This window comes from Limnohabitans simekii (SeqCode) (assembly GCF_965234735.1).
Taxonomy (GTDB): Bacteria; Pseudomonadota; Gammaproteobacteria; order Burkholderiales; family Burkholderiaceae_C; genus Limnohabitans; species Limnohabitans simekii.
The window spans coordinates 254422-280907 of the sequence record NZ_OZ248540.1 but is presented as its reverse complement, the minus strand read 5'-3'; the positions used below and the strand labels follow the sequence as shown (position 1 = coordinate 280907).

The window sequence follows — 26486 nt, the reverse complement described above, 5'->3', positions numbered from 1 at the left end:
CTGTTTTTATCAAATCTCCTGACTTTTTTTAACTTCTGCCGTCTATCCCTTGATATGCCTAAAAGGGCGGGCTGCAGGAGGTCACATGACGGTGTAAGAATAAACTTAAAAAGCGATCATGCATGAAATAATGTATGCATGAAAGACGAAGAAATCATCAAAGCTATCTGCTCGACAGCAAGAGAACAAAGCTTGGCTCTTGAGCAGCTTTATCGATTCAAAGGTTCCGAGTTCAAGCGATTTTTTTATTACAAAGGAATTCCTCTTGGTAGTTGCGAGGATGTACTTCAAGATGCCATCCTGAAGATCTTTAACGGCGCTAAGGATTTCCGTGGATCTGGTGGTTTTAGCGATAACAGCGCAAATGCATGGATGTGGGCTATCGCTAGAAACACAATGAATGACCATCTGCAACGTAAGCAAAGAGATTTGAATCTCTTTGGAGAATCATTGAGTGACACAGATTGGTCAGAGTCTCACCAATCAGAGCTGAAAAAAGGTGAAATGAGCTTAATTCAAGATGAGTCAGATCGAACAATTCAACTAGAAGTTGATTTTTGTGTTTCAAAGGGAATGGAAGACTTCTGCGCAGAGCATCCTGATAGAGCATTGGTCTTAATGATGCAAATGGACGGAGAAAGTATTGAATCAATTGCTAGAAGGATTGAAAGATCATCTATAGCAACAAAGCAGTACATATCCCAATGCAAAATTAAGCTTAAGCCATATATCGAACATTGCCTTGCATTTGTAACTGGATAAAAACTATGAAAAGCGAAGACCAAGAATGGCTTGATGCACTGGCAGGAAAAGTCAATGGTAAGCCTCAGACGTTATCTCAGATTGAGGCAGCTGCTGTTAGACGTGTGCTAATTTCACGCCGAGAAAGTATTGAGAATGATGCTCTAAATTTTGATCCTCAAAAGCTAGAACTAATAAAAAGAAAACTACTAAATGAGGGCTTTCTTCAATACAAATCAGTTAATAGCTCAAATCCCTTAATAAGTTTCGTTAAAGGACTCACAAGCATAAATTCAGGCACTGCTGTGGTACAGAAGATTGGAGTAATCGCTGTATTATTATTTGCCGGCCTTGCACTTAATGTGACATATTTCGGACCTAAAAATGATAAAGCCATGCTTTTGCGTGGGGATTCCGATGTGATCTACATCATTGATGAAAAATTCGAGGAAAAACTGCACGAACTGGTCTCAGGGTTGACTGCTATTAGGGCCGAATTCACACAGGAAAAAGAAAGCTACGGAAAAACCTTGCTCAAAATTAAATCATCCGATGCAGTTATCACCTACTTAACCGATAAACGAATTGAGCCTAAGGTGGTCGACGGTTACATTACCATAGTTGTGACTCCTCCCAAAATTCAAAGTAAGTAGATACTACTTTGCGTTAATAGGAATTAAAATAAGAACATAAACCAAATGCAAGTTCAGTTTATGCGCTCCGCACTTTCATTTAGATTAGATATCACGTTGATACCAAAAAATTCAATGCGAATTAATTGTAATAATTTTCTCAAAAGATCAGAATTAAAAAAAATAATATTAATATTATTTTTTTGCAAATGTCTTTCGGCATTATCTGAAGAACTAAACAGTGAAATACATACTCAAATAGCTACTCCAACACTGATAGAAAGACTTAATGAGCAGGAAGACTATAAAACAATCATTTTACTATATAGAACAAATAAAATAAAGATCAGCAAGACAATTAATACAAAAACAGAATTTAACACAGAACAGTTATTTGCAATAGCTCTGGAGAAGGAATCTGAATATTTAACAGCTTTAGTAATTCGAAAGCGTCTGATAGCATTTTTAGCAAAAACAACAGGTCCTAACAGTGTTGAGTCAGGTGAGGCACTCAATCTCATTGCAAAGACGTATGAAAACGTTGGGAATTTCAAAAAAGCTATTGCATTAAACAAACGAGTGTTAACGATCTATGTGAATGAATTAGGTCCTGAAAATCTTGCAATATCAACAATTTTGAATAATCTTGCTAGCACATATTCGCGCTCAGGTCAATTCAATAAAGCCTTGCCGCTTCACATTCGCAGCTTAGAAATTCGAGAAAAAATATTAGGACCTCATCACTTAAGGACAGCAAATGCACTTGATGCTCTAGCCACCACATATATAGAACTAGGTGAATTAGAAAAAGCACTAACATTATCCAAACGAAGCTTGGATATAAGAGAACTTAACGAAAATGCTGATGAATTTAATCTCGCTGTAACAGTTAACAATTTGGCACTTATACAACAAGATTTAGGTCTTTATGAGGAAGCGATTCCATCTCAAATACGGGTATTAGAGATAACAGAGAAACTTTATGGATTTAATCATGAGGCTACTGCTCGATGTCTTCTAAATCTTGCTTCAACACGCAACATACTTGGGCAATATAGCATGGCACTAGATCTGCAACAGCAAGCTCTAGAAATTTATGAAGCAGTATTGGGAACTGAAGATGTGTTTACGGGAATTGCTTTAACCCACTTGGCAAGTACGAATTTATCACTAAAAAAATATGAACAAGCTCTATCAATTCAAAAGCGGGGACTGGAAATTCTTGAGAAAAAACTGGGGCACAACCATCAACGAGTTGCCTCTGCGCTTAACAATTTAGGAAGTGCTTATTGGGCATTAAAAAAATATGAAGATGCGGCACCTATACTCAAACGAAATCTTTCAATAAAAAGAAAAATACTTGGTTATCAACATATTTCAACAGCTTTAGCTGCAAAAAATTTAGCAAGTATCTATTTGAAGTTAAATCGACGTGAGGAGGGCTTTCAGCTTGTTACTGAAGCTCTCGCAATTTATGAATCTGTATTAGGGCCTGATCATCCCACAACCGCAGAGACGTACACTCATCTTGCAGACTATGCAACTTCATCTAATCCAGAATACTCAATTTTTCTTCTAAAACAACATATTAATTCTTTGCAAGCTACACGAAAACGACTATTGAGTATAGGACAGCCTGAAATACATTCATATACAGAGCGATACAAATATTCTTATCAAAATCTAGCTTTGAAGTTAGTCGATCTAGGTAGACTATCTGAAGCGCATCAGGTTCTAGAAATGCTTAAAGAAGAAGAGTATTTTGAGTTTATTCGACGAAACGAACTAGACGATAGCAGAAAAATTATTGCAGATTATTCACCAATAGAGCAGCAGTGGATGCTACGCTATCGCGAGGTTTCTAGTAGGCTTGCATCACTTAGAGCTAAAAAGCGAGAAATTGAAAAAAATACTTCTTTGAGAAAAAATCACCATCAACTGAAAATTGAACAGGAATTAAATTCTGATGCCAGGGTTGCGCAAAAAATATTTGCAAAATATTTGAGTGATTTGCGAACTGAATTCTCAAAAAATAAAATTAAAAATTCAATAAAAATCTCTGAAACAAGCCTTGAAAACACAAAAATTCTTCAAGCTTTAATTCGAAAATTAGGCGATAAAACGGCACTTCTGCAGTTTTTTGTTACAGATGAGAGAGTAGGTATACTATTGACGACATCAAGTATGCAACTCGCTCGAAGTTCCAAGATTAATCGTGGCCAACTTAATCTTCTAATTTCTTCTTATGTTTCTAAACTACGCGACCCAAAAAAGGACACACTTTCTCAAGCACAGGAAATGTACCAACTTCTAATTGCTCCTGTAGAAGCTGATCTACAGAAAGCAGGTATAGATACCATAATGTTTTCATTGGATGGGGCGCTTCGTTATGTTCCTATGAGCTCCCTTCACGATGGAAAAAAATATGCAATAAACCGTTGGAATATAGCGCTTTACAACCCAATTGTTGCAAATAGGCTATTGGATAATTCTTCTTTAAACTGGACTGTGGCAGGTTTGGGCCGTACTAGAGGCGCAGAAGGTTTCTCAGAATTACCTTCTGTAGAGACAGAAATACGAAATATCGTAAATACTTCTCCCAATGAAATTGATAGCAAAGGGATAATGCCTGGCGAAATTTATATTGATGATGCATTTACTGCAGCTCGATTAAAAGAGGTAAGTAAAAAACCCTTTCAGCTTATGCATATCGCAAGTCACTTTCGTTTCAGTCCTGGAACTGAGGTTAATTCATTCCTGCTCCTGGGAGATGGGACACAACTGAGTCTTGGTGATATAAGAACAGAAGGATATCGGTTCGATAATTTAGATCTTTTAACTTTGTCAGCTTGTGAAACAGGTTTAGGTGGAGGTCAAGATGCTGAGGGTAAAGAAATCGATGGTTTTGGTGTACTAGCACAAAAGCAAGGTGCAAAAGCAGTTGTTTCAACTCTTTGGTCAGTTGCTGATGAAAGTACATCAAAATTTATGACCGAATTGTATCGCTTAAGAAAAGAAAATAAACTTAATAAAGCTGAAGCTTTACGCCAAACACAGCTACATATGCTAATTCAGCCTAAGTATTCACATCCATACTATTGGGCGCCATACGTACTCATGGGAAATTGGAAGTAAATAAACAAACTTAAAAATATTACTGATAAAATTTAATAATTTATTTAATTTTTTATACTGAGTATTCGTTAATTAATCTTAAATTTGCTCTGATTTGAATTGGAAATATGCCCAGATAGCAGTTCCAGCGGATACAAATCCAGGAATAGCTGATTTCCAGTCACCAGTTAGAAAAGCAAAAGTAATTAAGGCTCCATATATGAGCAGCCAAACACCAGTGATCAGAAAAGCAACGGTTGGTTTAGCTCTTGGAGCTAGTGCAATCGCGATTGCGATAGCAAAAAATCCAGCTACGCCAGGGGACACTAGATGAGTAAAGACTTTATCGCTCCATGGATCGCGACTAAAAAACTCAAGTAACTTACCCACAATATTCGTAAGTACATTTGCCAGCACGTAAACCAATAGTGAAGCAGGAAGAATGAGGATCCAGCGAAGCCAACCCGGCAACTTTTCAAAGTATTCGTCAAAAATATCCACTTACACCTCCAATTACTTCAACGCGAAGTCCACTAGCAAACTGCTGTTGTACCAAGGCACCTGACGACCTACTGTTTCGATCTCAACATTTCTAGCGGTCTCTTTAAAAACATCCTCGATCTTCCTTCCAGGAACCGACATTGATTTCAAGAGATTCTTTGTATAGGGACTGTTACGTCCATTTCCATCCTCAGCGACCTTCCCTGGAGCAGTTGAGAATGCAAGGATAGTTCCGCGAGCGCCTTCCATCTTGTAAAGACCTTGAGAGTACGCTCGCTGATTTGAAGTCACGAAGCTAGAACGACAAGCATCAATGATCACAATATTTACCTTGCGTTCAGCTTTACTTAGCCTATCAACTATTGCTGAGATATCAAGGGCCTGCCGAGGAATTTCGTCCTCATGGTTAATGTTGAAATTAACAGGAAGCAAATAATTGCGACCTTTATGCTCGATCCCATGTCCAGAGTAGTAGATCAAGCCAACTTCACTTAGCTTAAGCTTTTCTGTGAATTGAACCACGCTACTCTCCATACTTTCTAAGTTACCGTTTTCCAAAAAGACGACATCAAAGTTAGCACTGTGCAAGAAATCACGCATGTCCTCTGCATCAGCTTTTGGATTTTTGAGTGGCCTATTTTTATAGTCGTAATTTCCAACCACTAAAGCGACTCGTTTAGTGAGACCTGCTGAGATTGCAGGCATATCATTAGATTTAGAAGAGTTTGTGCCTTTCAACCCAATAGAGGCCAACTCATCATCCAGGCTTTGAGATCCAACAGATGGGATATTTAACCAATCTATTGCATCCGACTGACAACTGCTGACCTCAGACCCTTCACCAACGTACTCCAAAGGGAAGTCCTCGGGGACACCGCGAGATACAAGTAAACGCCTCAAAGACTGCTTTGTTTCAAGCTGAATGACACTTAAGCTTGTACGTTGAAAAGTAGCAGGCGAGTCTTTGAACCTCTTCAAGTCCCCTTCAATACGCAAGCAAAGGTCATCTTGTATGGCTTGATTTACCGTTCTCTGTGCAACCCTTGCAGGCGTATTGTTAATAGCTTGTAGATTGCTAAAGAATTTCCATGACCCCAAAACGCCAAGGATAAAAAAGGCTGCAAGAAATGTAATTTCTTTTTTTGAAATTTTCATCGCCAATTACCCATCAAAATAAATGGAGCCCAAAAGAAGGGGTGTGAGTATTCTTTACGACCAAGAAGTGCGTTCTGAGAGTCCGACAACGCTTGAATCTTCGTAACCCCAATCCTCTGTCTTTTTTTATACATGTCACTCATTAATAGAGATGTGCTTTTATCCTCAACTGTCCATAGAGTCGCCAAAACAGACTTAGCACCTTGATTTTGAGCAACTACACCGAAACCTTCAATTTCCTGCCCTTTTTCATCCCGGCCTCCGCCTAAACCTGTATCAGTAGACGCTTTTGCGCCGACAACACTACAAAACAATAGTGCAGCGACCGTGATTGAAATGATGTGTCTAACCTGCATTAGCGGGATGGTTTTAAGTCAATTATCTGATTTATTGATTTGATGATTTGATGAGTCTAAGCCTACTGCAATTTATGTGAAAGCCTGACTTTTTTGGTGTGTGCACGTCTATTGATGCATATGAATCATTTTCGGAATACTTTTATGCAAATCTCAAGAACTACACGTTTGAATTTCTTACATCATTCCAATTCATCCTTATTTTTTTGCTGTATGCAATAACAGGTGCAGGGCTCGCACTGTGAGCTTCGGGTAGCTCATGCTCAACCCATCACAAGCTCATTCACTTTTTATGCAACAACACACCACCCGCGAAGCTTGGCTACTTGCCGCCGTTGAGCTGCTTCGCCCTCTTTTTGCTGCCAAAGGCTTCAGCGTACCGCCATGCCAAGTTTCCTGTGGCTTTGCCAGCACGGGAACACGCAGCGGTCATGTAGGTCAATGCTGGTCGACCAAAAGCGCATCTAACGAGCTGAACCAAATTTTTATAGCGCCAACCTTGAAATCAGCCTATGAGGTTCTTGACACGCTGGTGCATGAACTGGTACATGCTGTAGACAACTGTGAAAACAAACACGGCAAAGAGTTTAAAAAGATAGCACTCAAGATGGGCATGAAAGGTCCTATGCGCAGCGCTGAAGCAGGACCTGAGCTCAAAGTCTCCCTGACCTCTCTATTAGACATATTGGGCCCATACCCACATGGCCACCTAAAGGTAGGGATGCGAAAAGCAGCCAGTCGAGATCGCCCGAGAGCCAAGTGCAAGCACTGCGACTATCAGGTGCCCATGTTGAAGAAATTTTTAACCTATGGCCCACCAATTTGTCCGAAGGACAAGGTCGAAATGGAAGCCTTAGGTAACTGGGAGGAGATGTGATGCCACCCACAGTCATTTGGTTTTGTGGATGGGTGCTGAAACTTTGCATCCTTCTCACTCAATGGGTTTCGGGTTTTGACCCGCTTGTGGCTCCTAAAACGAGCCTGTTCACTGTCACCAGCACACAGCGCTGGATGCAGTTGGACTATGGCGTAACGCCAATTCCGCAAAAGCGCAGTCGTCGGGAGGTCATGGCTGCGTGGCTTCAATCAGTTACCGCTGATTAAGCCTGTCTGCACCTCCAATCAACCCAAAAGGAAAAATAGAAAAATGGAACAGCCCACCATCATCGTCTCGCCGCTTAAAGCGGCCATACCCGCCCAAGGCGGCCATCTGGATTTACTGGTGCGAGTCCAAGCACCTGATTTGCCCACCGACAAAGTGGTGGAACACACGCCCAAGCGATTGGCGCTGGTCGTAGATCGGTCAGGCAGCATGCAAGGCAAGCCACTGCGTGAAGCGCTGCGCTGCGTCATGCACATCGCCTCACACCTGACACCTAAGGACCAACTCAGCCTCGTGGTCTATGACGACGAAGTGGAAGTCATGGTGCCTTTGAGTGAAGTGTCATCTGTCACTGCCATTCAACAAGCTGTGGACATGGTGCACAGCGGCGGCTCAACTGACCTATTCAGCGGCTGGTTCAAAGGCGCAGAGCAACTGGAAGGTGGTACTGCACGGGCCGTGTCTCGTGTGCTACTTCTCTCTGATGGTCAGGCTAACCATGGTGAAACCCGGATCAGTCACATACAGCCTGAATGCAAAGCATGGCTTGAGAAAGGTGTCAGCACTACCACAGTAGGTCTGGGACGAGACTTCAATGAAGACCTGATGATTGCCATGGCAGATGCCGGTGGTGGTCAGCAGTATTACGGCCAAACCGCTGAGGACTTGTATGACAGCTTTGACCAAGAACTGTCCTTGCTGCAAGCTATGTACCTACGCGGCATTGCTTTAAAGCTGATTCCCGCACCTGGCGTGATTGTGGAGATGCTAAGCGTTGCCCCACAGCACCCGGACGGCACTTACAAGATGAACGACCTGGCTTGGGTCGCAGAAACTTGGGTAGGTGTTCGTTTGCACATCAGCCCAACAGCCCCTGGCACGTTACGCGATTTGCTGGCGGTGTCCATCACTGGAACAGACTTGCAAGGTCATGCGCTGTCACAGTCAGGTGCCATGCTGCAGCTCCCTGCTGTCGAGCAGACATCCTTCTTAGCAATGCAAGCCGATGATCTGGTTGAACGGCGCTTGCTGGAGGCAGAGTTCGGCAAGGCCTCGGATGAACTGCGCCATTTGGCCAGACGCGGAAACCGACTGGACACCATGAGAAAACTGGCTGAAATGGATGAACGGTTTGGCCAACACCCATGGCTGAAAGCCAAGATGGAACAAATGCGACGTTTAGCTGAAGAAGACATGATGATGATGGTCAAGGAAGCCAGTTTCTCAGCCATGCGAATGTCCAAAAGCTTAGCCTCCAAGAGCGAAGTCATGTTCTGCATGGATGAAACCGAGTCCAACATGCCCTCCTTCTTGCGTAAGAAGGAAACCGAGGGTCGTGGCCGCAGAACGCCTAGACAAAGCTAAACCAGCCAGGAAATAAAGGGAAAGCACGGGGGCATGGTCTCCCGTGCCGCTTTATACACTTGTCAAATCAACAGGAAACAACATATGGCGCAGTTTGACCGCGTTTACAAATACAAGGCTTTATTCAACCGCAAACGCACGGTAACGAAGCAAGCCATTCTTGATGAGTTTGAAATTTCAGAGGCCACGTTCAAGCGCGACTTGGACAAGATGCGTGACTTCTACAACTATGACATCGTTTACGACCGATTCGAAAACGTATACAAACTTCAAAACGAAGACCAGGCTTATGAACTGCCGGGACTTGTGTTCACCCAAAAGGAACTGCTGGCCCTACTGACCATCCAAAACATGATCACTGAGCTGGAACCTGGTTTACTAGGTCCCAAGCTACAACCCCTACAAGAACGTATGGCTGACTTGCTGGCGTCAGAAGGTCTTGACTCGGAATCCCTTACCAAGCGTGTACGCGCCGTACATGCAGGCAAACGGCGCTTAGAGCTAAAGTGCTTTCAGTCACTGGCACAGGCTACGCTCGAACGCAAAAAAGTGCATATCCATCACTTCAACCGCCAGCGTGGAGAGACGACAGAGCGCGACATCTCCCCTCAACAACTGGTGCACTACCGCGACAACTGGTATGTTGACGCTTGGTGTCATTTGCGAAACAAGTTGCTCAACTTCTCAGTAGATGCCATTACGCATTGCGACATCTTGGAAGACGCAGCCAAAGAGGTCAGTCAAAAAGATATCAAAGTCATCATGCAGTCTGGCTACGGCATATTTGGGGGCGAGGCAAACCATTGGGCCAAGTTGAAATTCAGTGCAGTAAGAGCTAGGTGGGTTCAGGCTGAAGAATGGCACCCTGAACAAAAAGGGACTGTCAACAATGATGGGACATACACATTAGAGTTTCCCTACTCCGATGAACGCGAGCTGTTGGGAGATATCTTGCGGTTTGGGGCGGATGTTGAGGTTTTGGCACCAAAGACTCTAAGAACAAGTTTGTTAAACGCAGCAGCAGAAACCCTCAAGCTTTACAAGTGATGTGGTGATTTTGATGACCGCTAATCAACCCACTACCTGGCTTATAGCCACTATTGCCTTCTGGCTAATGACTACCTCAGCACATGCCAAGGTAGTCATTGACCGATATACGCCAACAGACAAATTCGTCAGCATCAAAGTTGTAGGTGAAATCCAGTACGAGGAGGAGTATTCACTGGAAGACGCTATTGAAACTGTTCAACGAGAAAAATTTAATCTCAAACTTAACGCTGTAGTGCTAAACACCCGAGGCGGCAACGTCGATGCCGCACTCAAAATGGGCAGACTAATTCGCAAGCATGGTCTTAACACCTATCTCGCCCCAAATAGTGAATGTGCCAGCGCCTGTATTTTTTTAATGATTGGTGGTATCACCCGTATGGCGTTTGGCGAATTGAGCGTTCACAGGTCAGGGGTCGATACAAATTCGCCTACTACTCTTGAAAAACTCAAAAAGCACAATGAAGATAACACTAAGGAAGTTAACGACTACGTGGAGGAAATGGGTATCAGTCCACTCTTGGCTGATGCAATATTGATGACGCCCAACTGGAGAACCAGACAACTGACTTGGCGTGACCGCAACAGATGGGGCGTACATGGAATGGACACGATTCACGAGGAAATGTGGTTTAGAGATGCTTCACGAACAGCCAAGCTCACAGTACCCGTATTTAGAAACACCATCTTTGATTATTTCAAGCACTGCGAAAACGAGACAAAGAAATTTCGTTCGACTTTTTATGAATGTGTTGAAAAGAATATTGCATCAAAAAGGAGTAAGCCATGATGTCAAGCCAACATGTGTCAACGGGTACGAATTTCTTCTTGCAGCCTTGGGACAAGAACAAAGAATCCCCATTCATTGATCAATCACTGGCGAAAGCAATTGGTCGCTCATATTCCAAGGCGCTTTGTTCAGAGTGGGAGAAATATCGCAGCCGTAAACGCCAATCCATTGCCAGAAACAGCTCACCTTACAGGAAAGTTAAAAATAATCGCCAATTGCGCGAAAGACAGCTTTTGCTTGATAAGTTGTTAGGTAATTTGATTCCTATTTCCACAACCAACATCAACGCCAACTCGAAGTGCGCAACTATTTCTTTAGGGTTACGCCCAGACAATTTAACAGCTTCAAGTGAGTTCAAGAATACGCTGCAGGTATTTGCGTGGATACTGCTCATGCCTGGTTTTTTGCAAGAAATATATGTGCCAATGCGCATAAGTCCGCATGCTGTAGAGCGTGTGATTCAACGTTCAGGGGTTGTAGACCTACCGGTAAGCCAAGCTGATATGCAGGCTATCAATGCCGAATTTGCAGACATGCTGCCACTTGCCGCATTAGCCATCGATGTGGTGAAGAACTTAGCAAAAACCTCAAGTGATGAAGAGGCAGAAAACTTAACAATGCTTCTTCCCTCAGCTCACGGCTTGTTTATCGCAAGTTGGTGTCCAGAAATAAGCTCACTTCTAGTCAGAACATTCATTGACTCCAAGAAGCTCAACCCTGCTCAGGTTCAGGCTGTTAATGAACTTCGATCAATAACTGACATCAATCTAGCACCTTTACTGGTCGACACAATGATCCCTGGCTGGTTCCGTTTTGATAAAACCTCATCTTATGAAACCATCACACAAGCGTGGAAACATTTCGCTTGGCGTTTTGATATCGACAGACTACATCCGGGAATGTCTGATATTGCATGGAGCCAATGAAGGTCAACTATATGAAGCCTCCTAAGGAATTCAAGATCAATGGCACTGAATGGTGGATCAAGCCATTAGAAATGATGGTGCATAACTGGGCACTTGTTGAAAATCAAGCAACTGGTGAAACGGTCATTTATTTCTTTCATGATCAGGGAAAGACAAAAGGCGGGGGAGCATCACCAAACCCCTATAAGCTTTTTAGCCAAAGTAGCGGATATTTCGCTGTTATCGATTCTTTGGAATTTGAAAACGCGCTGAAGGCTGAAAAAGGTCTTTTGCGTAATGGTTTCACTCGGCTTGCTGATACTGAAGGACCTTGGACGGGAAGCGAGCCAGAAGGTAAGTTCTACGATGCAAGATTATTTGAAAGTGGGATCTATAGTAGTGGCGAATATTGGAATTAAAAAGAAAATCCGTCACAATAAGGTGAAACAAAAATGCTATTGAAGAAATATCCAAAGATTAAGTACTCCGCATTGCCAAGCAAAGCAAAAGAGTCATATAACTTTCAAAAAGCATCTGCAGTACTCGCTGAGTTCGGCTTTATAACAAATTTATTGAAATACGACTGGTACGGAGCAGACTTCTTTGCCCAGCACATCAATGGTGACTGGTTAAAAATTCAACTTAAGGGTAGATTGGTTACAAGCCCAGCCTACGAAGGCAAAAATTTATTCATAATGTTTGAGGATAAGGAAAATTCCAAATGGTATCTGTACCCACATGATGAGCTCACGAAATTTTGTCGAGCAAATTATCCAAATGCAGTTTTTACAAAAAAAGGGCACACACGCGGAAAACTGTCCTCATGGAATAGTGAGTGGTTGAAACAATATGAAATACCCATTGATCAAGAATTAGCTGATTTTGACTTGAAATCAAAATTGAACTCTAAATATAAGAAAATTTCAACCTATAAAGATTTAAATTTTGATTATAAAAAGTGCCAGCTTTACATCAAGCAAATCGATGAGGACTTCCTTTCTAAATTTACTCCAAAAAATCAAATATATAAACCACAAACTCATATGGATCCGTGCCCATTTGAAGGTGATTTAAAACGGGCAAAAGTTATACTTTTACTTGCTAACCCAGGATTCACTCCCAAGGGCAAGAGAAACGCTTCCTCAAGTAAAGATCACGACAGAAGCGGTTTTGATGACTGGGGGCTTTGGGGACTAAGTTCTAAAACCAGTAAAAGTATGCATAAATGGTGGCGAGCAAGACTTAGTTCCTTTGTAAACCATCCAGATTCCGAGGATGAATGGAAAAAACTTTCATTAAAAATTGCAGCATATCAAGCTGTACCTTGGGCAAGCGAAAGTTTTCACGAAATGAATAGATTGCCTAGCAAGCAGTTAAGCGCAGCCACCTTAAAAACATTAGGAGACGGAAAGATATTTGTTGTTATGAGACAAAAAAAATATTGGAGGGAAATTCTTGAGGGTTTGAATTGCAAAGTAATTTATACAAACAACCCCTTAAGCTCATACCTAACAGCAGGGAATTTGGAAATAAATGATTTTGAATTATTGAAATCTAGTCTTTTAATCAAATAATTTACATGGATAATTTTAGTTACTCATTTAATGGTGAATCAACACAGTTACATCCAGATAAAATTCGAGCCTATCTAGCGACAGACTACAAAATTGACCATGCGCCGCAAGTCATCGTACTGTCCATAGGCTATCGTTCGGATCTCCTTTCAAATTTGTTTTCTTGCTATGAAGTTAATTGCGCGGCTTTCATCACTGCATATAACCCACGCGGGGCCTTTCAATCTGATGATGCCAATGCGCAGGCACACGCTGAACTCGCCTTCATGCTTCAGCAGTTGGGACACAAAGTCATCGAAGGATCAGGCAGCGAAAAAGGAAGCAAATGGCCCGCTGAAAAAAGCTATTGCGCATTTGGGCTTACCTTAGAACCTGCCAAAGCCATTGGCACGCATTTCAATCAGGACGCTATCGTATGGATTGGTGAGGACGCTATTTCCCATCTCATACTTCTGCGTTGATCAATCAGGTAACTAAATATGATGATGAACTTCCCACAATCTGTTTTCATGAAAAAAGTGTCCCCATCTAGCCAGTTCAATTAATTTATCTGAGCCGAACTTTTCGCCTGATGTCAATAAACTTGTGTCAAACAGTGCATCCATATTTTTAAGCTTGACCTGTTGACCTAGTTGATCGGTTATTCGCAATATTTGGGCACTTCGATTACCTGGGAACCATCCCAGCACCACGGTAGCTTCTGTAGCCAATCCCAGTCGCACAATTTGCTTGGCAATGCGTCTGGCATGCAAGCCACCTGCCCTATCGGCTTTAAAGAAGTCTTTGCCTGACCAAGCGCCTCCTCCGATGGGCACTCTTGGGCCATACGCATCCATTACTAATTTTTTCCCAGATAGCCCGTTGTCACCTTCCGGTCCGCCTACTTCAAACGCACCCGCGCCATTGACTGTTATGTCATCTGGCATTTTCAAAGACAGACGAGGAAGCAATTTAGCCAGTTGGATGAGCTCCTCCTCTAAGGCTGCTCTTACCTCCCTAAAAAGTGCAATCTCATCGTGGGCAGTTTTTTGTTGCAAGGAGCAACTGAATCGATCTAATTGCCAGACGCCTTCTGATTCCTGAACCACCACGATAACCTTGCCATCAGGACCAAGTCCCAATTCAGGTAACTCCTCACGTAGCCGATACAAGCGCTTGGCAAACCTTGCTGCGAACCAGTGTTCCACTGGCAGACCATTGGTTGCTTCTATGTCAATGGCATAGCCCACACAGATGGCCTGATCGTCTGATAACTCCCTGAATTCACCTTCTCCATCTTCTAAGGGGCCGAGGCACAAGTCAGAAGTAATTTCCAACTGTGATGGGCTTGGATACCAGTCATCACCGTAACCAGCGGATTGGTAGACAACTCGCACAATCTTTTCAATATCGATTTTTTCAGCGCCCTGACACCCGATTCGGCCCGTAATAAAAACCTTGTTACGGTGACAAGCCACTTCGACACCCACCAAGGCTCGCCGCTCTAAAGCGAATGCTGCTTGAACAAGTCCGTCAGCGATAGCGTCACAGAGCTTGTCTGGATGACCTGGGAAAACAAATTCAGCAGGAAAGAGTTTGGTATTCATGGATTTCCCTTTAATGAAGTACAGCAGTAAAGTCAGCGACCAGTGCAAGATCAAGCATGTTGGTGCTCTCACCCATGTATGCAACGGCTAACTTGGTTGATTGCAATATGTCGTGATGTTGGCCTTTTGCTTGCCCCACCCAGCCATCGGTAATCAGCAATGCACGGCGAACTTGATTGCTCTGAATATGCCTTGCTACGCATGCAATATCGGTGCCCCCAGTCGTAACGCACTTGCCCTTGCGCAGTTCGTCCAGTGTGACGTCCGCAATTCGGTTCGAAAACAAGTGCACATTTCCAAACACCATATCCTTGCAGTCCAGTACAGCACCATAAAGTGCGTTTAGCACGCTGTCCATACTGCCAGATACATCAACATAGACATGTACTTTTTCGCCGCTGGGGGTACGCTGAGTCCAAGGCATCTGCGCACTGTGCAACATTGGTTGTACGCCCAATATCTGCATCACCATGGACTTGCGATTCATGCTTGGGATTGGCGAGATGAATGTCAGGTTCGACGCTTGCTGACAGTAAAAATTACCATTTGCTGAAAATCCTGCCACTCTCTTTATCAGCGCTTCTAACTTTCGGCGTTTATTTTGAAGTTTTAATGGCTTTACATTTGACGTGCTCAGAACATCTGCCAATGATCGTCCTTTAATGGGGTCAGGTGGCTGAGGCCAGGACTCAACAAGTTCTCTAACGATCTCGAACAACAAAGGGGATTGGTGCTGCAAGTCACTATCAGTCTCATCCTCAACTGAATGCCCACCGATCAAAGGAATATCGCCAATGCCTTTACCGTCCAAGGCCTTGGGCAAGATGTCAAAAACCTCCTTGTAACTCGCACCCGCATCTGAATAGAGCGCTAAATGCACATCTTTCAACATTGATTTGAAATGCGCGCTGTGCTTCTCTAAGCCGGGGTAATCTGCCTTAAACCCTGCCTGGCTATTTGGCCATCCCTCAGCAGGCCTGAGCAAACACTCAGGAAATACATCGGCTTTGTAGTAATCCGTGAAAAATGCAGTGTGCTCAGGGCTAGGAAACATACGGCACACAATTCCATTGATCACCGCATCAAACACAAAGTTTTGCTCTGGCGTTAGCCTTGGAAACAGGGTGGTATGCCCAAGCAGTACATGATGAAGCTCGTGCATGACCAACATCAGCAGCTTTTCTGGCGTTTGGGCATGCTTGGCCACAAACTCGGGGTTCATGAGTAACCTGGGCTGAAGATTGCACTCAACGGCGGCGGTTGGAATGCTTATGGTTTCCTCAATATCAAGCAGTCGCAAGAGTCCGCTCATGGCATAGGAGCCACTTGGGAAACAATCCAAAATTCGGTCGGAGAGATTCATTTTTTTACTTTCGAAAGTTGCTTGATGAATAGAGGTGGCACCAAGAGAGATAGGCTGGATTTATCTTTAATCGATGGAAGCGAAGGTGTTTTAGAGCGCAGCCAGATGGTGTCGGTGCACTTGGTCAAGATAGCCAAGGCGCTCAATGCATCTGGCCAAATGACGCCATGGGATTCGTGAGCTGCCATCACGGCGCATCCTTCCGGAAGTGGCAGTTCATCAGCTCGGTGATTGATTAAGGCAACCAGCTGACTTTCAGCTGTTGAGAACTGATCACTTCGATCGATTTTCAGCAAGCGAAGAATCTTTTCTGAGTCTTGCCCTATGAATCCAGTTGGCAACACAAAGCGAACTGCTAGCCCATTGATAACGGGATTGGTGTATTTCAAGCCTGTCACACCCGAACCACCCGGACCACTTTGCTTGGCTAGCCCCTCTAGGCCTGCATACTTCACCACCGTTTTTGGTGGTGCAGACATGTTGTGCAGCAATTGCCTTGTATCCTCACCTCTCACGCCAACCTCAGTGCTTTGTCGGTTTGTACGAAAAAATCACTGGCTTTGGTTGCATCTTCAGGCGTGGCGAGCTTCTTTTGAGCAAACAGGGAAGCTATGGCGTTGGCTTGTAAATGGTGGCGAGCTTCTTTGGGGTTTAGTCCGGCTAGCAAGGACTTAACCCTGTTCCAAGTCTGAAACCTAGAATTCGAAGCGTGAATAGCCTCAGAAAACTGGGGTGCAACAGCAATGTCTTTGTATAAATCACCAGCTTGCGAAGCTACAGCAGCGTTCAATCGCCCTACTGCCCCCGTCTCAAACAAATGAACTACAGCAGCCTCCCTTGCACCAAGGGGTAGCTGAGATAAAGCATCGGCAATGACTTGAGAAAACGCTGATTTGGTGATGGAGGGAGCAGAAATCGAGAGTCGTATTTTTTCGACCGGATCTTTGGTACACAAAATCACCTTCATGGGGTCGTTGGCAGCAAGCTTGATCAAGTGCATTGCCTCCTTATGAGCACTGAGCAACTTGATTTCAGGAACCACTACGCCCAATGCACGATGCGGCAAGCTACTTCGCAATGCCAATAAAACTGCATCTGTCACAGAAACACTTGGGTTAATCGCTGTAGCCGCAGCATTGACAGATAAGCAGGCGCGATACAACATGGCACAACGCCTCGGACTCAGGTCTAAGCCGGCCTGAGATAGCAGTGAGGAAATAGCATGAACATAAGCCGACGCCCCTTCTTTAAAACCTTCATCTGTTGTCGCCAGCAGCGTCTTGGTTCTGGTGATGGCTTGCTTTAGATTTATTGCACTTAGCTCCTCGACTGGAAGATCCTCGCTTTGAATCACTGCCAATTGCTGAGCCTTGCTGAATGTGTCCCATGCAGGCATTGCAAGGACAAATGGGAATCTATCTGCCAAAGCGGTATCAATCGGCTCAGAGCCAAGGTAGCCAGCGTCATCATCGTCTTTGCTGGGTGGATTCATTGCAGCCCATCGGTATTGCAATCCTTCAAGCTTCAAGCCTTGCACCTTCCGCTCGTGGATGATGGGAAAGAGCTTGTTTTGGATGTCCGGTCGGCATCGGCTGATCTCATCAAAGATCACCGCCCCAGCCCCCCAAATTGCTGCAGGGGTTTTGACGTATTGCAAAGTTCCGTCTTGGCTTGGCAAGGGAAATCCAACCAGATCATCAAAATTCAGCAAGCTTGCGTTGTAGTGCCGAAAATTTAAGCCAAGGGCTTCAGCAATTTTGTTGAGCAGCAAGCTTTTTGCAGTTCCGTGAGGCCCGATCAAAAGCAAAGGACTCTCCGTAGCAAGCGCAGCAAGTAAAGGGGCTTCAATGGACGAAAAACCAATCACCCCTAGGTATTCAAATAATCCGCTGTTTGTCGGCGAACTGCTGTCATTGGATTTTTTCATGCTGACTCCTTGATAGCTGCGTCAAGAAAGTCTCTCAAGGCTTGCAGTTCTGTTTTCGTAAACATTCCCTGAAAACGGACCTGCTCTTCTGGGTGATTGGCACTTGGTATGAAGCCAATGAGTTTTAAGTGGTAACCAATAGGCCCATGTTGTGAGGTGCTGGCTGACAACTCAAATGCCTCAGTGCATTGAATAAGAGAACGCATATCTATCTCCTGTTTAGCGACATTGCCTGTATGGCGGGGGCCGCAATCTGGAACAAATCCCCCCAGCCGCTTAGGGCGGCCAGTCCCGAATCAATTAATTAGTTTTGAACTTCAATCTCTTTCGTTTTGATTTCAGTTGCCCCAGCGTCACTGACGTCATCCTTGGGATCTACTAACGGGCGCAATTTATGCCTGTCAGTAATAGCCTCAGATGAAGAACCGCGCTGCAATTCCTTACCTATCCAAAGTTGGTAGAAAGGCCTACCGCTAACCGTTCTGATCCAATAAGCATCCTCACGGCCGCTGTGAGGACCAATTCGACAAATCACCTCAACAACCAAGCCAATGTTTTCAGGACAACCGCCAACAATGACGCACTTTTGGCCCCTGGCAAGAATAGACATGAAACGCATCCTTTTCAAATTACCCCAACAGCAGTAATCTGCAGTCAGAAAAGAAAAAAGCCCTCAACAAGGAGGGCTTGACGCAGTACCGCTTGGTTGCCCCTAGAGGCCACATCTGGTATTACCACCTTGCCCGGTGAGGCAGGTTGGTGTGGGCGTCAGCCCAACTCTTGATGACATACAAATCCTAACACAAGGACTCAGTATCAGCCATATGAAGCTCAAAGAATGAGCCTGCGCCGCCCTATCATGTAAAAAACCACAGGAGTAATTCATGGCTTTTTGGGAAATCTTCGGCAAATCAGCTGTGTCCGATCAGGGAGAAACTATCCAACGACTGGGCGACTCCACTAGTATCAGCAGCAAAGGAACAGTCTTCAGCCACATGGGCTCTACAACTGTGGGATCAGATGGGTCAGTTTTCACCCAAACTGGCTCTTTCAGCAGCGACGGCAGTTCCAGAATGGGCAGTACAGCTACTGGTCTAGGGGCTGTTTTCAACAAGAAAGATGAGTGGTAACAAGCTCCATGCAAATACTATATGTAGACATGGACAACGTGCTTGTGGACTTCCCGTCTGGTATAGCTCGTGTCCCCGATACTCTTCAAGAGGAGTACAACGATAGATTAGATGAAGTGCCGGGAATCTTCAGCCTCATGGACCCTATACCAAATGCAATTGAAAGCTATAACTATCTAGCCGGACACTTTGACACCTATATCCTTTCAACAGCCCCTTGGCACAACCCTAGCGCTTGGTCCGATAAATTACTCTGGGTTCAAAAATACCTTGGTGAGAAAGCATACAAACGCCTGATACTTTCACATCACAAGAACTTGAATGACGGTCACTATCTAATAGATGACAGAACAAAGAATGGTGCTGATCGTTTCGCAGGTGAACACATCCACTTTGGTACAGCACAGTTTCCTGATTGGACAAACGTCGTTGAGTATCTAAAAACCAAGAGATGATTTATGAATTGAAGAATACGTACTCAATAAAAATGCAAAAAATTAATCCTATCGATCCAGTTTTGTGGAAAGCCTATGAGGATAAAGACTTCATAGTAAATTCAACACCTCAGTGCATATTAAAAATAGGAAAAGCCTCTGATCAACTCAGGCAACTGTTGAACACCAACGAAGTGTCAACAGCCGCATTTGTCACAGCGTACAACCCCTTCAGTAAACAACTCTCAAATGATGAGAATTTCGCGCGCCAGGAAAATCTTATTAAGGAAATTCAGTCTAGAGGTCTTAATTTGATACAAGGACTAGGTCAAGATCCAGATCACAAATGGGAAGGTGAGCCTAGCGTTTTAATTTTAGGCATAGCTTTTGAGGCAGCTAAAAAACTTGCTCGCACCTATGAACAAAATGCATTCGTGTGGTGTGACGAGTCATGCACTCCACAACTGATCGCTTCATTTGATCAAAACCAATAATTTATTTTTGTGAATAAGTCAGTCTATTACTTGACGGGAATGGGCGGAAGACTCGACACCGGCTTGGGTCAAGCTTTACTTGCTAAAGGATTTGATGTAACTGGTCGCGAGTTGGTGGGCGAATTTAGACAGCTTTCTTTTAACGGCCAGGTTGATGCTGTTGCCATCGATTTACAAAGTAATTTTTGGGATAAAGATGCTCGGTTAATTGCCAATTCATTTGGAGCTTATCTCTTCCTTCATGCCCAGGCAAAACTCCCGCCATACCCTGGCAAAGTTATCTTGCTATCCCCCATTGTTGGTGAGTTTGCCAATCAAGATACTGAGATGAACTTTATCCCGCCTCGATCAGAGCAACTACTTCAACTTGCCAAGGCTGGTTTATACCCTGCTCCCTTGAATTGTGAATTTCATGTTGGATCTGAGGATTGGCAGAGTAACCCAAGCAAAGTTGAAATGTTTGGGACGCTTGTAGGGCTGAAAGTCAGTGTCGTGCCAGATGCTGGGCACATGCTTCCCAAAGAATACGTTAATAATTTATTAGATCGATGGCTTTCGTGACCTCAATTCCAACACCGAAGGCGAAAAGTCACCACACCCCAAACTGCTATCTCATCAGACTCAACAAATGTGATGTCTTCAAATTGTGGGTTGGCAGCACGCCCACAGGGATGGGTGCCGCGTTTAACAAGCAAGATGATTGGCCAAGCTCAAAAGCTGATAAATTTAGCATTGAAGATTGCAATAGGTAATCAACTTAACGTCGAGGATCAAGATGGCAAACGAATCCGCATCTGAAAAGAAACTTTTAAAGCTTATCAAACAAGAAGTTTTTTCATCTGAAATAACAGATGCATTGACTGAGGTTCTTGAGACGATAAACAGTCAAAGAAAAATGCACGTTCAGCCATCGCCCTTTCAGCGACCAAAATCTTTTAAACGATGGACTAAAGAGGAAGAATCTAAATTAATTTCAAATTTTCTTGATGGAACAACTCTAGACAAAATTGCAGAGCAACATGAAAGAAGTTGCAATGCAATCTTTCATAGATTGCTGCTTACAGGAATAGTTTCTTTGAGTGAAACGATTAATTTCGACAAGTCTATTAAACCTAAAAATCAACTTACAGTTGTTTCTTTGCAAGTAAAAGAAAAGTTACCTGGCAGAATTTGTATCACTTGTGGCGAGAGGATAGATCCTTTGAGATTGTCCTCTATGCCCAATACCTACAGGTGTGTATCCTGCCAAAAAGATTTTGAAAACCGTACTGGCCTTAGCATGAGTGAAAATTTCAACTGACCTCTTTTTTCGGCATTTCAACTAGGCGTATCACTCTTGCGTGAAGTCTCATAGAGTTAAGCAACTCAATTTCATTTTTCTGATCTTGAGATACCGGTTCCTTTGGCTTTTTAACCTCTACAAACCTTGCAATCGAAGGTTTTCCAGTTTGGTTATTTATTGCGAATAGAAATAAATCTGGAATGCCTGAACGACCTTCGTGCTCTTTGGATGTATGTTTATCGATCAAAACCTTAAGTCGCTCTGGACCGCAAATGTTGAAAAGTGCTAAAAGGATGCTAGTCTCTGGAAGAGCAAAATGATGTAACTTTTTAAGTGCAGGGCCTTTAGTTTTTTTCAAATCCTCAAGCTCTTCTTTCGACAGCTTGCAAATTTTTATAGCATTTTTCCCGTAAACAGCTGCTACAGCACGCCACAATGTCGGACTAAGCTTTGAGCCAGAAAAACGGTGGTTTTCAAACACTCGCTGCCGCCAACGAGTCAACACCACGGTCTCTGGCACACCCATCTTGGTACCCTCTCCCTTTGGATCAATGAAGTATGTCACTCTGTTTCTGACTGAGGTACGGCCGTAAACATTGGGGCTTATTCGCAGAGACGGCTTTTTTTCTAAATCTGACATGCGGTCCTTATGTTCATTCAAAAATACATCTATCTTATTTCCCAAATTCGAACAGCACAAAGCTTTTCAAACTCGCTATAACGGTCAACCCGATTTGCCCATACTTTGAAATTTCCGACTAAATTTAAAGGATTTTCCATACCTACGGTATGAGGTGATGTCAAAAGCCATGATTTGACAACTGGTCCCCTTTTATGTTCAGCTAAAAAAGCGAATTCCGGTAACAACGACAGAAAGAGGCATGATGAATATCAGTCAATCAGCGTGGGACGATGAGGACAGGACACCCGTGAAAGGTGAATTGGCTGTCATAGATGGCAAGCTTGCCATGTATATAAATTCCAACGACTATGACGGTACCTCTGGCAGCAGGTGGGCCATAAAAGGAAGCCGTCTTAGATTCACGAGAACGGGGCCGAATGCAAATTCCCAAGGTTATGTCTACGGCTTTTGTCACCAGGTTAATCCAAAGGAAGACACCATCACAGTGGAGATCTTGGGTGATAAAGAGTCTGACCAATTACCAACAGGTCGCATGGAGGTAATTCCTGTACAAGAAATAGGTCGCTGCGATCCTGAGCGTGAGCGATGGCCCACTGGCGACTCTTGGCGAGAGCGGTCTGATGAGGAATTACTGGCCCAAGAATCAGATGAATTTTTAACTGTACTTCCATTTGTTAATTCATGGAAAAGCCTACTGGGCTTATCCACCTACAACAAACTGCTCAAACTACAGCAAGACGTTAAAACGCTCAACGGAATGATCAAGTGCCCAAGAGGTGAAAGCAGCCTAACCCCAACTGCAGAAACTAGAAAGATCACTGCAGCAATTCAAACCTCTCTTGGAGAAATTCATATGCCTGTGGACACTTTGCATGAAATGACCGTACATGAAAACCATGCCTTTGGCGCAGTATATGGTGCACTCATAGGTGACGCAGCAGGTGGTGTGTTGGAGTTCATGGGCAGAAAACCAACGGTTAAAGAGGCAGCCAAAGCTTTTGAAATGCCTGGTGGCGGCGTGTTCGAACTCGCTCCGGGGCAATTTACAGATGACGGCGAAATGACTGTTACTTTACTCAAGGCTTTGTATCTGACCAGAGGAGTTTTCAGCGCTGCACAAGTTGCAGCTGGCTACTGCAATTGGTCAGATACAAAGCCTTTTGATATTGGCTTAGCCACTCGAGCAGCTTTAAAGCTGCATACCATCCAAAAGGACCCATCAAATCGATTGATTACTGTCCAAACCCAAGCTCAAGAGCACAATGCTGAATCCAAGGCCAATGGAAGCCTAATGCGAGTAACACCCCTTGGCATCGCTGCTTGTCGATTGAATATGCAAGAAACAATCGATATGGTCAAACAGGATGTGGTCTTAACCCATCCTAACGAAATTTGCATTGCCACAACGACTGCTTATGTTCTGGCACTTCGGCACTTGATCCTATTCCCCAAAGATAATTTAGGGGCCATAAAAGCTGCAAGTGAATATTTAAAGCACAACAATCCAGAAGTATTGCAATGGCTAGACGATGCAGCAAACAGCAATCTACCGGCTGCAACTCCGCAAGCGGGATATGTTCGTTATGGATTCACCTATGCTTTCCATTATTTGGAGTTTGCCTTTGGTTATCGCCAAGCGATTTTGGAGACCTTGGCAATGGGTGGCGACACAGATACAAATGCTTGTATTGTGGGTGGCCTTGTAGGCGCATACAACGGGCTAAATGGGATCCCTAAACAAGCTTTGGAAAAGGTTCTAGCCTGCAAAACGGAATACGGACAGCCAAGACCAGAGGCTTACACCATAAAAGATGTTCAACGTAACTTGCGGGTAGTGTGTGGGTTCAGTATTCCAAAATAAATTTCGTCTAGTCATGCATCTAAATCAAAAACCATCACAGTGCAACACCATAGCTTGAACTACGATGAAGCCAAAGAGTGGCTTGATGAACACTGCCCACAAAAGCCGGATTGGTTGGTGAAACTGCGCACAGGAGAAAGCGAATGAAGATAGACGTACAGCGCAGAATCAAGCAGCGCCAAAGGATGGTGATTTTCAGTATTGGTTTGTTGATGTTGTTGTATGTAGCAAGTATGAATCCGAACTTGCCTCGTGAATGGACAGGTATGGGGGTTAAGAAGCAAGTTCTTTCATTGACTTCGACCGAAGGTTATCCAGATACACAAGAGGCTGGGATTCATGCTGCCCAAAAAGATATCAAATCAGGAAAGCCCAAATTTATACTTTTTGGACTTGTTGAGAATAATGTTGACCAAAAATTTAATCCAAATAAAGTGGAATACCGATTAGGAGGTTGTGTTTTGGGTGGGCCAGGCTATCAGTTTTGGCAGGGCTACAACGCTGAAATCATTCGCCAAGGTTTGGTTAAGGGTTGAAGAGCGAATTCAAATCAAAGCTGTCACCCCTAGTCAAACGATCTTGGATTTATAAAATTTAAAATAGTGGAAGTCTATTAATTTGACCGGCAATTTCTTACCGTCCATGATTTAGGGAAATCATCTGATCGATAGGGTAGGCCGGGTCTAGTAAATGCTCTGCAAGGCTGCCAGCCACATGGCAAAGAACTTTGTAACTGACATTCATAATGCCGAATATAGGGGGAGTTAGGACTACGCTGAACTTTACTATGAGCCTGCGCATCCAAAAAGTAGACATCCACTGGACCTAAATCACTTTCAGTAAGCGAAAGTATCTTTGGGATGTCTCTGTATTGTTCAAAGCCAAAAAGCTGACGAGAAAAGCCGCCTTGAGCAGCAAGTAAAGTGCAGGCTACGTTAAGTCGAGCGGGGAAGATAACTTCCGCGAAGAGGACGTGTGACGGAACATTAGAGAAAAATACAAGATATTCAGCACCGAGGTCACGTATAGAAAATAGCGTCACTGGTAAAACACCATTAAACATATAGTCCTCACGCTTTTTTACAACAACCTCCGAATCTTGACTTGGGTTTGTTTTTTTGAAAATATCCTCTAAATCATTCATCCAAAAGAGAATGGAATTCTCCAATGTGGATGAATTATCTATGCTTAAAAAACGTCCACTGAGAGGAGTATTGTAATGTCTGAAATTGATTGGCTTAGTGTCTGAACCACTACCGGGATACCAAAAGATAGATGGCTTTACGCTAGTTGCTCTCAAATGATTCCATAGGGTTTTTGACTGTTCAGGATTTGATGGCACAAGCCGTTCGAGGAATTCCCACCAATCTAACTTTTTATTTTCGGAGTGTAAGTATTCTATAAATTGAGTCACTGTGTCTTCAGGATGCGGCCTTTGACCAGAAAATCGATCAGGCCACCGATTGATTAGGTTCTTTGACAAATCTTGGGGTGTTAAATCACCATATTTTTCAAAAAAATGGCGCCGAATCAGTTGTTTTTGTTCAGTGTCATTTTTACACTCCCAAGTAGCGATACTCAATTCCAACTGTGCAGCAGCAGTTCCACTTAGCAAACGTTCTCTTAGCTTAGCAGCAGCTTTCACACGATTAATTCTAAAAGCAATGATTTCAAAGCAAAGGTGAATAAGTTCAGTATTCCAACTTAGATGATTCGAGTTTTTTTCTGCCTCAATTAAACCTTGTATCAAGCTCTCAATGAAATGTTCATCGTCTGGCTCAGGCCATTCATTGATACGGTACGCATTTGCATAAGCGCGTTTAAGGTCAAAATCAGAAAACCACTCAGACTGATGATTATTATGGACAGCCATAAGTTCCTTCAGCCAATTACGTTCTTCTTCATTGGTACCAGTGCTTAAGTGGGGTATCTGTTTAGTCATAGCAAGATAAATTGAGAATGAGTAATGGTTTTTCTTGATCAGACATTAACTATTGCTACCTGTCAAACGATATCTTGGATTTAACACCCTTTAATCAGTCTAAATTTTGAGCACACTTTCCACAAACGCGGGTGGCTGTACTTTCACTTCGCCATGAGCTTTAAAGACTTAGGATCTTGATGGCAGATCAAGATGTCGTTGTCTTCTATTAAAGCGTTCGTGCCCGTAGTCAGAAGATCGGTCGCGAGCATTCCCGCAGGATTCGACACCAACAAAGCCCTATGGGCGTTATATGTCACTTAGATTGGATCTTTTTAAAGCTCAATGGTGTATGCCAGTACCTGTGGCATGAAGTGCATCAAGAAGGTCAGGTACTGGACTTGGGCTTGGGCTTGGGCTTGGGCTTGGGCTTGGGCTTGGGCTTGGGCTTGGGCTTGGGCTTGGGCTTGGGCTTGGGCTTGGGCTTGGGCTTGGGCTTGGGCTTGGGCTTGGGCTTAGCAATTCTTAGACAAAAGCGTGTCAGATAGCAAAAAACTTAAACA

At 43.7% G+C, this 26486-nt stretch carries 30 protein-coding genes and 1 riboswitch; of the genes, 19 read left to right on the top strand and 11 right to left on the bottom strand.

All coding sequences use genetic code 11. The features are described 5' to 3' along the window. Window positions 1-138 precede the first annotated feature (138 nt). Genes AC8GFP_RS01425 through AC8GFP_RS01415 form a run of 3 tightly spaced genes read left to right on the top strand, consistent with a single transcriptional unit; the run spans window position 139 to window position 4508 of the window. On the top strand, window positions 139-762 hold the full coding sequence (locus AC8GFP_RS01425) for an RNA polymerase sigma factor (protein WP_506609539.1): 624 nt from the start codon (window positions 139-141) through the stop codon (window positions 760-762). A gap of 5 nt (window positions 763-767) precedes the next feature. Beyond that, window positions 768-1394, top strand: a complete 627-nt coding sequence (locus AC8GFP_RS01420; RefSeq protein WP_506609537.1) for a hypothetical protein — start codon at window positions 768-770, stop codon at window positions 1392-1394. Between the two features lie 60 nt (window positions 1395-1454). After that, window positions 1455-4508 (top strand): CHAT domain-containing protein, encoded by a 3054-nt coding sequence (locus AC8GFP_RS01415; RefSeq protein ID WP_506609535.1) that lies wholly within the window; start codon window positions 1455-1457, stop codon window positions 4506-4508. Between the two features lie 78 nt (window positions 4509-4586). Here the strand turns inward: AC8GFP_RS01415 and AC8GFP_RS01410 are convergent, their stop codons facing one another. The 3 genes from AC8GFP_RS01410 to AC8GFP_RS01400 are packed head-to-tail and all read right to left on the bottom strand — an operon-like array spanning window position 4587 to window position 6499. Further along, the gene (locus AC8GFP_RS01410; RefSeq protein ID WP_506609533.1) at window positions 4587-4988 is read right to left on the bottom strand and encodes a hypothetical protein; all 402 of its coding nucleotides are present in this window, start codon (window positions 4986-4988) and stop codon (window positions 4587-4589) included. A gap of 12 nt (window positions 4989-5000) precedes the next feature. After that, window positions 5001-6143, bottom strand: a complete 1143-nt coding sequence (locus AC8GFP_RS01405) for a caspase family protein (RefSeq protein WP_506609532.1) — start codon at window positions 6141-6143, stop codon at window positions 5001-5003. Continuing rightward, window positions 6140-6499: a CHAT domain-containing protein gene (locus AC8GFP_RS01400; RefSeq protein WP_506609530.1), complete on the bottom strand. Its 360-nt coding sequence runs from the start codon at window positions 6497-6499 to the stop codon at window positions 6140-6142. Before AC8GFP_RS01400 ends, AC8GFP_RS01405 begins: the two co-directional genes overlap by 4 nt. 259 nt (window positions 6500-6758) lie before the next feature. Between AC8GFP_RS01400 and AC8GFP_RS01395 the strand changes: the two genes are divergently transcribed. The 8 genes from AC8GFP_RS01395 to AC8GFP_RS01360 all read left to right on the top strand — a co-directional run bounded on the left by AC8GFP_RS01395 (window position 6759) and on the right by AC8GFP_RS01360 (window position 13743). Next, window positions 6759-7376, top strand: coding sequence for a SprT family zinc-dependent metalloprotease (locus tag AC8GFP_RS01395; protein WP_506609528.1), 618 nt, complete (start codon window positions 6759-6761; stop codon window positions 7374-7376). A 270-nt stretch (window positions 7377-7646) separates the two neighbouring features. Beyond that, on the top strand, window positions 7647-8966 hold the full coding sequence (locus AC8GFP_RS01390; protein ID WP_506609527.1) for a vWA domain-containing protein: 1320 nt from the start codon (window positions 7647-7649) through the stop codon (window positions 8964-8966). An 84-nt stretch (window positions 8967-9050) separates the two neighbouring features. After that, window positions 9051-10013: a helix-turn-helix transcriptional regulator gene (locus AC8GFP_RS01385; RefSeq protein ID WP_506609525.1), complete on the top strand. Its 963-nt coding sequence runs from the start codon at window positions 9051-9053 to the stop codon at window positions 10011-10013. Between the two features lie 13 nt (window positions 10014-10026). Continuing rightward, window positions 10027-10803 (top strand): COG3904 family protein, encoded by a 777-nt coding sequence (locus tag AC8GFP_RS01380; RefSeq protein WP_506609524.1) that lies wholly within the window; start codon window positions 10027-10029, stop codon window positions 10801-10803. Continuing rightward, window positions 10800-11729: a hypothetical protein gene (locus tag AC8GFP_RS01375; protein WP_506609522.1), complete on the top strand. Its 930-nt coding sequence runs from the start codon at window positions 10800-10802 to the stop codon at window positions 11727-11729. Before AC8GFP_RS01380 ends, AC8GFP_RS01375 begins: the two co-directional genes overlap by 4 nt. Then, window positions 11726-12127, top strand: coding sequence for a hypothetical protein (locus AC8GFP_RS01370; protein WP_506609520.1), 402 nt, complete (start codon window positions 11726-11728; stop codon window positions 12125-12127). Before AC8GFP_RS01375 ends, AC8GFP_RS01370 begins: the two co-directional genes overlap by 4 nt. Window positions 12128-12160: 33 nt before the next feature. Further along, window positions 12161-13282: a hypothetical protein gene (locus AC8GFP_RS01365; protein WP_506609518.1), complete on the top strand. Its 1122-nt coding sequence runs from the start codon at window positions 12161-12163 to the stop codon at window positions 13280-13282. 5 nt (window positions 13283-13287) lie between these two features. Beyond that, complete coding sequence (locus tag AC8GFP_RS01360; protein ID WP_506609516.1) at window positions 13288-13743, top strand: DUF3293 domain-containing protein; 456 nt, start codon at window positions 13288-13290, stop codon at window positions 13741-13743. Window positions 13744-13755: 12 nt separating this feature from the next. Here AC8GFP_RS01360 and AC8GFP_RS01355 read toward each other — a convergent pair whose 3' ends face one another. The 6 genes from AC8GFP_RS01355 to AC8GFP_RS01330 all read right to left on the bottom strand — a co-directional run bounded on the left by AC8GFP_RS01355 (window position 13756) and on the right by AC8GFP_RS01330 (window position 18768). Continuing rightward, on the bottom strand, window positions 13756-14868 hold the full coding sequence (locus AC8GFP_RS01355; RefSeq protein ID WP_506609514.1) for a methionine adenosyltransferase domain-containing protein: 1113 nt from the start codon (window positions 14866-14868) through the stop codon (window positions 13756-13758). 10 nt (window positions 14869-14878) lie between these two features. After that, window positions 14879-16231 carry a hypothetical protein gene (locus AC8GFP_RS01350; protein WP_506609512.1) on the bottom strand — a complete coding sequence of 451 codons (1353 nt, stop codon included), beginning with the start codon at window positions 16229-16231 and terminating at the stop codon, window positions 14879-14881. Then, the gene (locus tag AC8GFP_RS01345; protein ID WP_506609510.1) at window positions 16228-16710 is read right to left on the bottom strand and encodes a hypothetical protein; all 483 of its coding nucleotides are present in this window, start codon (window positions 16708-16710) and stop codon (window positions 16228-16230) included. Before AC8GFP_RS01345 ends, AC8GFP_RS01350 begins: the two co-directional genes overlap by 4 nt. A gap of 32 nt (window positions 16711-16742) precedes the next feature. Beyond that, window positions 16743-18158: an AAA family ATPase gene (locus tag AC8GFP_RS01340; RefSeq protein WP_506609508.1), complete on the bottom strand. Its 1416-nt coding sequence runs from the start codon at window positions 18156-18158 to the stop codon at window positions 16743-16745. Beyond that, on the bottom strand, window positions 18155-18364 hold the full coding sequence (locus tag AC8GFP_RS01335; protein ID WP_506609506.1) for a hypothetical protein: 210 nt from the start codon (window positions 18362-18364) through the stop codon (window positions 18155-18157). Before AC8GFP_RS01335 ends, AC8GFP_RS01340 begins: the two co-directional genes overlap by 4 nt. Window positions 18365-18462: 98 nt before the next feature. Beyond that, window positions 18463-18768: a hypothetical protein gene (locus AC8GFP_RS01330; protein ID WP_506609504.1), complete on the bottom strand. Its 306-nt coding sequence runs from the start codon at window positions 18766-18768 to the stop codon at window positions 18463-18465. 82 nt (window positions 18769-18850) lie between these two features. After that, window positions 18851-18950: riboswitch (SAM-I-IV-variant riboswitch) on the bottom strand. A 92-nt stretch (window positions 18951-19042) separates the two neighbouring features. On the opposite strand from AC8GFP_RS01330, the gene AC8GFP_RS01325 reads away from it, so the two are divergent. From AC8GFP_RS01325 to AC8GFP_RS01305, 5 genes are all read left to right on the top strand, one after another. Continuing rightward, entirely contained in the window at window positions 19043-19288 is a 246-nt protein-coding gene (locus AC8GFP_RS01325; protein ID WP_506609502.1) for a hypothetical protein, read from the top strand. Between the two features lie 29 nt (window positions 19289-19317). Continuing rightward, window positions 19318-19743, top strand: coding sequence for a 5' nucleotidase, NT5C type (locus AC8GFP_RS01320; protein ID WP_506609500.1), 426 nt, complete (start codon window positions 19318-19320; stop codon window positions 19741-19743). Then, a complete protein-coding gene (locus AC8GFP_RS01315; protein WP_506609498.1) occupies window positions 19740-20216 on the top strand; it encodes a DUF3293 domain-containing protein in 477 nt (158 codons plus the stop codon). Before AC8GFP_RS01320 ends, AC8GFP_RS01315 begins: the two co-directional genes overlap by 4 nt. A gap of 39 nt (window positions 20217-20255) precedes the next feature. After that, window positions 20256-20777 (top strand): alpha/beta fold hydrolase, encoded by a 522-nt coding sequence (locus tag AC8GFP_RS01310; protein ID WP_506609497.1) that lies wholly within the window; start codon window positions 20256-20258, stop codon window positions 20775-20777. Window positions 20778-20991: 214 nt separating this feature from the next. After that, the gene (locus tag AC8GFP_RS01305) at window positions 20992-21516 is read left to right on the top strand and encodes a TraR/DksA C4-type zinc finger protein (protein ID WP_506609495.1); all 525 of its coding nucleotides are present in this window, start codon (window positions 20992-20994) and stop codon (window positions 21514-21516) included. Here the strand turns inward: AC8GFP_RS01305 and AC8GFP_RS01300 are convergent. Beyond that, the gene (locus AC8GFP_RS01300) at window positions 21509-22138 is read right to left on the bottom strand and encodes a VRR-NUC domain-containing protein (protein WP_506609494.1); all 630 of its coding nucleotides are present in this window, start codon (window positions 22136-22138) and stop codon (window positions 21509-21511) included. The two genes, AC8GFP_RS01305 and AC8GFP_RS01300, sit on opposite strands and share 8 nt — an antisense overlap. A 289-nt stretch (window positions 22139-22427) precedes the next feature. Between AC8GFP_RS01300 and AC8GFP_RS01295 the strand changes: the two genes are divergently transcribed. Continuing rightward, a complete protein-coding gene (locus tag AC8GFP_RS01295; protein ID WP_506609492.1) occupies window positions 22428-24002 on the top strand; it encodes an ADP-ribosylglycohydrolase family protein in 1575 nt (524 codons plus the stop codon). Window positions 24003-24145: 143 nt separating this feature from the next. Next, the gene (locus tag AC8GFP_RS01290) at window positions 24146-24538 is read left to right on the top strand and encodes a hypothetical protein (RefSeq protein WP_506609490.1); all 393 of its coding nucleotides are present in this window, start codon (window positions 24146-24148) and stop codon (window positions 24536-24538) included. A 77-nt stretch (window positions 24539-24615) separates the two neighbouring features. On the opposite strand, the gene AC8GFP_RS01285 is transcribed toward AC8GFP_RS01290, so the two are convergent. After that, window positions 24616-25944, bottom strand: a complete 1329-nt coding sequence (locus AC8GFP_RS01285; RefSeq protein ID WP_506609488.1) for a hypothetical protein — start codon at window positions 25942-25944, stop codon at window positions 24616-24618. 281 nt (window positions 25945-26225) lie between these two features. On the opposite strand from AC8GFP_RS01285, the gene AC8GFP_RS01280 reads away from it, so the two are divergent. Continuing rightward, complete coding sequence (locus AC8GFP_RS01280; RefSeq protein WP_506609487.1) at window positions 26226-26471, top strand: hypothetical protein; 246 nt, start codon at window positions 26226-26228, stop codon at window positions 26469-26471. Window positions 26472-26486 lie beyond the last annotated feature (15 nt).

Bases quoted from the DNA above. Each gene is read 5' to 3' on its own strand.
- AC8GFP_RS01425 (WP_506609539.1), top strand. From the start codon at position 139: ATGAAAGACGAAGAAATCATCAAAGCTATCTGCTCGACAGCAAGAGAA.
- AC8GFP_RS01420 (WP_506609537.1), top strand. From the start codon at position 768: ATGAAAAGCGAAGACCAAGAATGGCTTGATGCACTGGCAGGAAAAGTC.
- AC8GFP_RS01415 (WP_506609535.1), top strand. From the start codon at position 1,455: ATGCGCTCCGCACTTTCATTTAGATTAGATATCACGTTGATACCAAAA.
- AC8GFP_RS01405 (WP_506609532.1), bottom strand. From the start codon at position 6,143: ATGAAAATTTCAAAAAAAGAAATTACATTTCTTGCAGCCTTTTTTATC.
- AC8GFP_RS01400 (WP_506609530.1), bottom strand. From the start codon at position 6,499: ATGCAGGTTAGACACATCATTTCAATCACGGTCGCTGCACTATTGTTT.
- AC8GFP_RS01395 (WP_506609528.1), top strand. From the start codon at position 6,759: ATGCTCAACCCATCACAAGCTCATTCACTTTTTATGCAACAACACACC.
- AC8GFP_RS01390 (WP_506609527.1), top strand. From the start codon at position 7,647: ATGGAACAGCCCACCATCATCGTCTCGCCGCTTAAAGCGGCCATACCC.
- AC8GFP_RS01385 (WP_506609525.1), top strand. From the start codon at position 9,051: ATGGCGCAGTTTGACCGCGTTTACAAATACAAGGCTTTATTCAACCGC.
- AC8GFP_RS01380 (WP_506609524.1), top strand. From the start codon at position 10,027: ATGACCGCTAATCAACCCACTACCTGGCTTATAGCCACTATTGCCTTC.
- AC8GFP_RS01375 (WP_506609522.1), top strand. From the start codon at position 10,800: ATGATGTCAAGCCAACATGTGTCAACGGGTACGAATTTCTTCTTGCAG.
- AC8GFP_RS01370 (WP_506609520.1), top strand. From the start codon at position 11,726: ATGAAGGTCAACTATATGAAGCCTCCTAAGGAATTCAAGATCAATGGC.
- AC8GFP_RS01365 (WP_506609518.1), top strand. From the start codon at position 12,161: ATGCTATTGAAGAAATATCCAAAGATTAAGTACTCCGCATTGCCAAGC.
- AC8GFP_RS01360 (WP_506609516.1), top strand. From the start codon at position 13,288: ATGGATAATTTTAGTTACTCATTTAATGGTGAATCAACACAGTTACAT.
- AC8GFP_RS01355 (WP_506609514.1), bottom strand. From the start codon at position 14,868: ATGAATACCAAACTCTTTCCTGCTGAATTTGTTTTCCCAGGTCATCCA.
- AC8GFP_RS01350 (WP_506609512.1), bottom strand. From the start codon at position 16,231: ATGAATCTCTCCGACCGAATTTTGGATTGTTTCCCAAGTGGCTCCTAT.
- AC8GFP_RS01345 (WP_506609510.1), bottom strand. From the start codon at position 16,710: ATGTCTGCACCACCAAAAACGGTGGTGAAGTATGCAGGCCTAGAGGGG.
- AC8GFP_RS01340 (WP_506609508.1), bottom strand. From the start codon at position 18,158: ATGAAAAAATCCAATGACAGCAGTTCGCCGACAAACAGCGGATTATTT.
- AC8GFP_RS01335 (WP_506609506.1), bottom strand. From the start codon at position 18,364: ATGCGTTCTCTTATTCAATGCACTGAGGCATTTGAGTTGTCAGCCAGC.
- AC8GFP_RS01330 (WP_506609504.1), bottom strand. From the start codon at position 18,768: ATGTCTATTCTTGCCAGGGGCCAAAAGTGCGTCATTGTTGGCGGTTGT.
- AC8GFP_RS01325 (WP_506609502.1), top strand. From the start codon at position 19,043: ATGGCTTTTTGGGAAATCTTCGGCAAATCAGCTGTGTCCGATCAGGGA.
- AC8GFP_RS01320 (WP_506609500.1), top strand. From the start codon at position 19,318: ATGGACAACGTGCTTGTGGACTTCCCGTCTGGTATAGCTCGTGTCCCC.
- AC8GFP_RS01315 (WP_506609498.1), top strand. From the start codon at position 19,740: ATGATTTATGAATTGAAGAATACGTACTCAATAAAAATGCAAAAAATT.
- AC8GFP_RS01310 (WP_506609497.1), top strand. From the start codon at position 20,256: ATGGGCGGAAGACTCGACACCGGCTTGGGTCAAGCTTTACTTGCTAAA.
- AC8GFP_RS01305 (WP_506609495.1), top strand. From the start codon at position 20,992: ATGGCAAACGAATCCGCATCTGAAAAGAAACTTTTAAAGCTTATCAAA.
- AC8GFP_RS01300 (WP_506609494.1), bottom strand. From the start codon at position 22,138: ATGTCAGATTTAGAAAAAAAGCCGTCTCTGCGAATAAGCCCCAATGTT.
- AC8GFP_RS01290 (WP_506609490.1), top strand. From the start codon at position 24,146: ATGAAGATAGACGTACAGCGCAGAATCAAGCAGCGCCAAAGGATGGTG.
- AC8GFP_RS01285 (WP_506609488.1), bottom strand. From the start codon at position 25,944: ATGACTAAACAGATACCCCACTTAAGCACTGGTACCAATGAAGAAGAA.
- AC8GFP_RS01280 (WP_506609487.1), top strand. From the start codon at position 26,226: ATGGGCGTTATATGTCACTTAGATTGGATCTTTTTAAAGCTCAATGGT.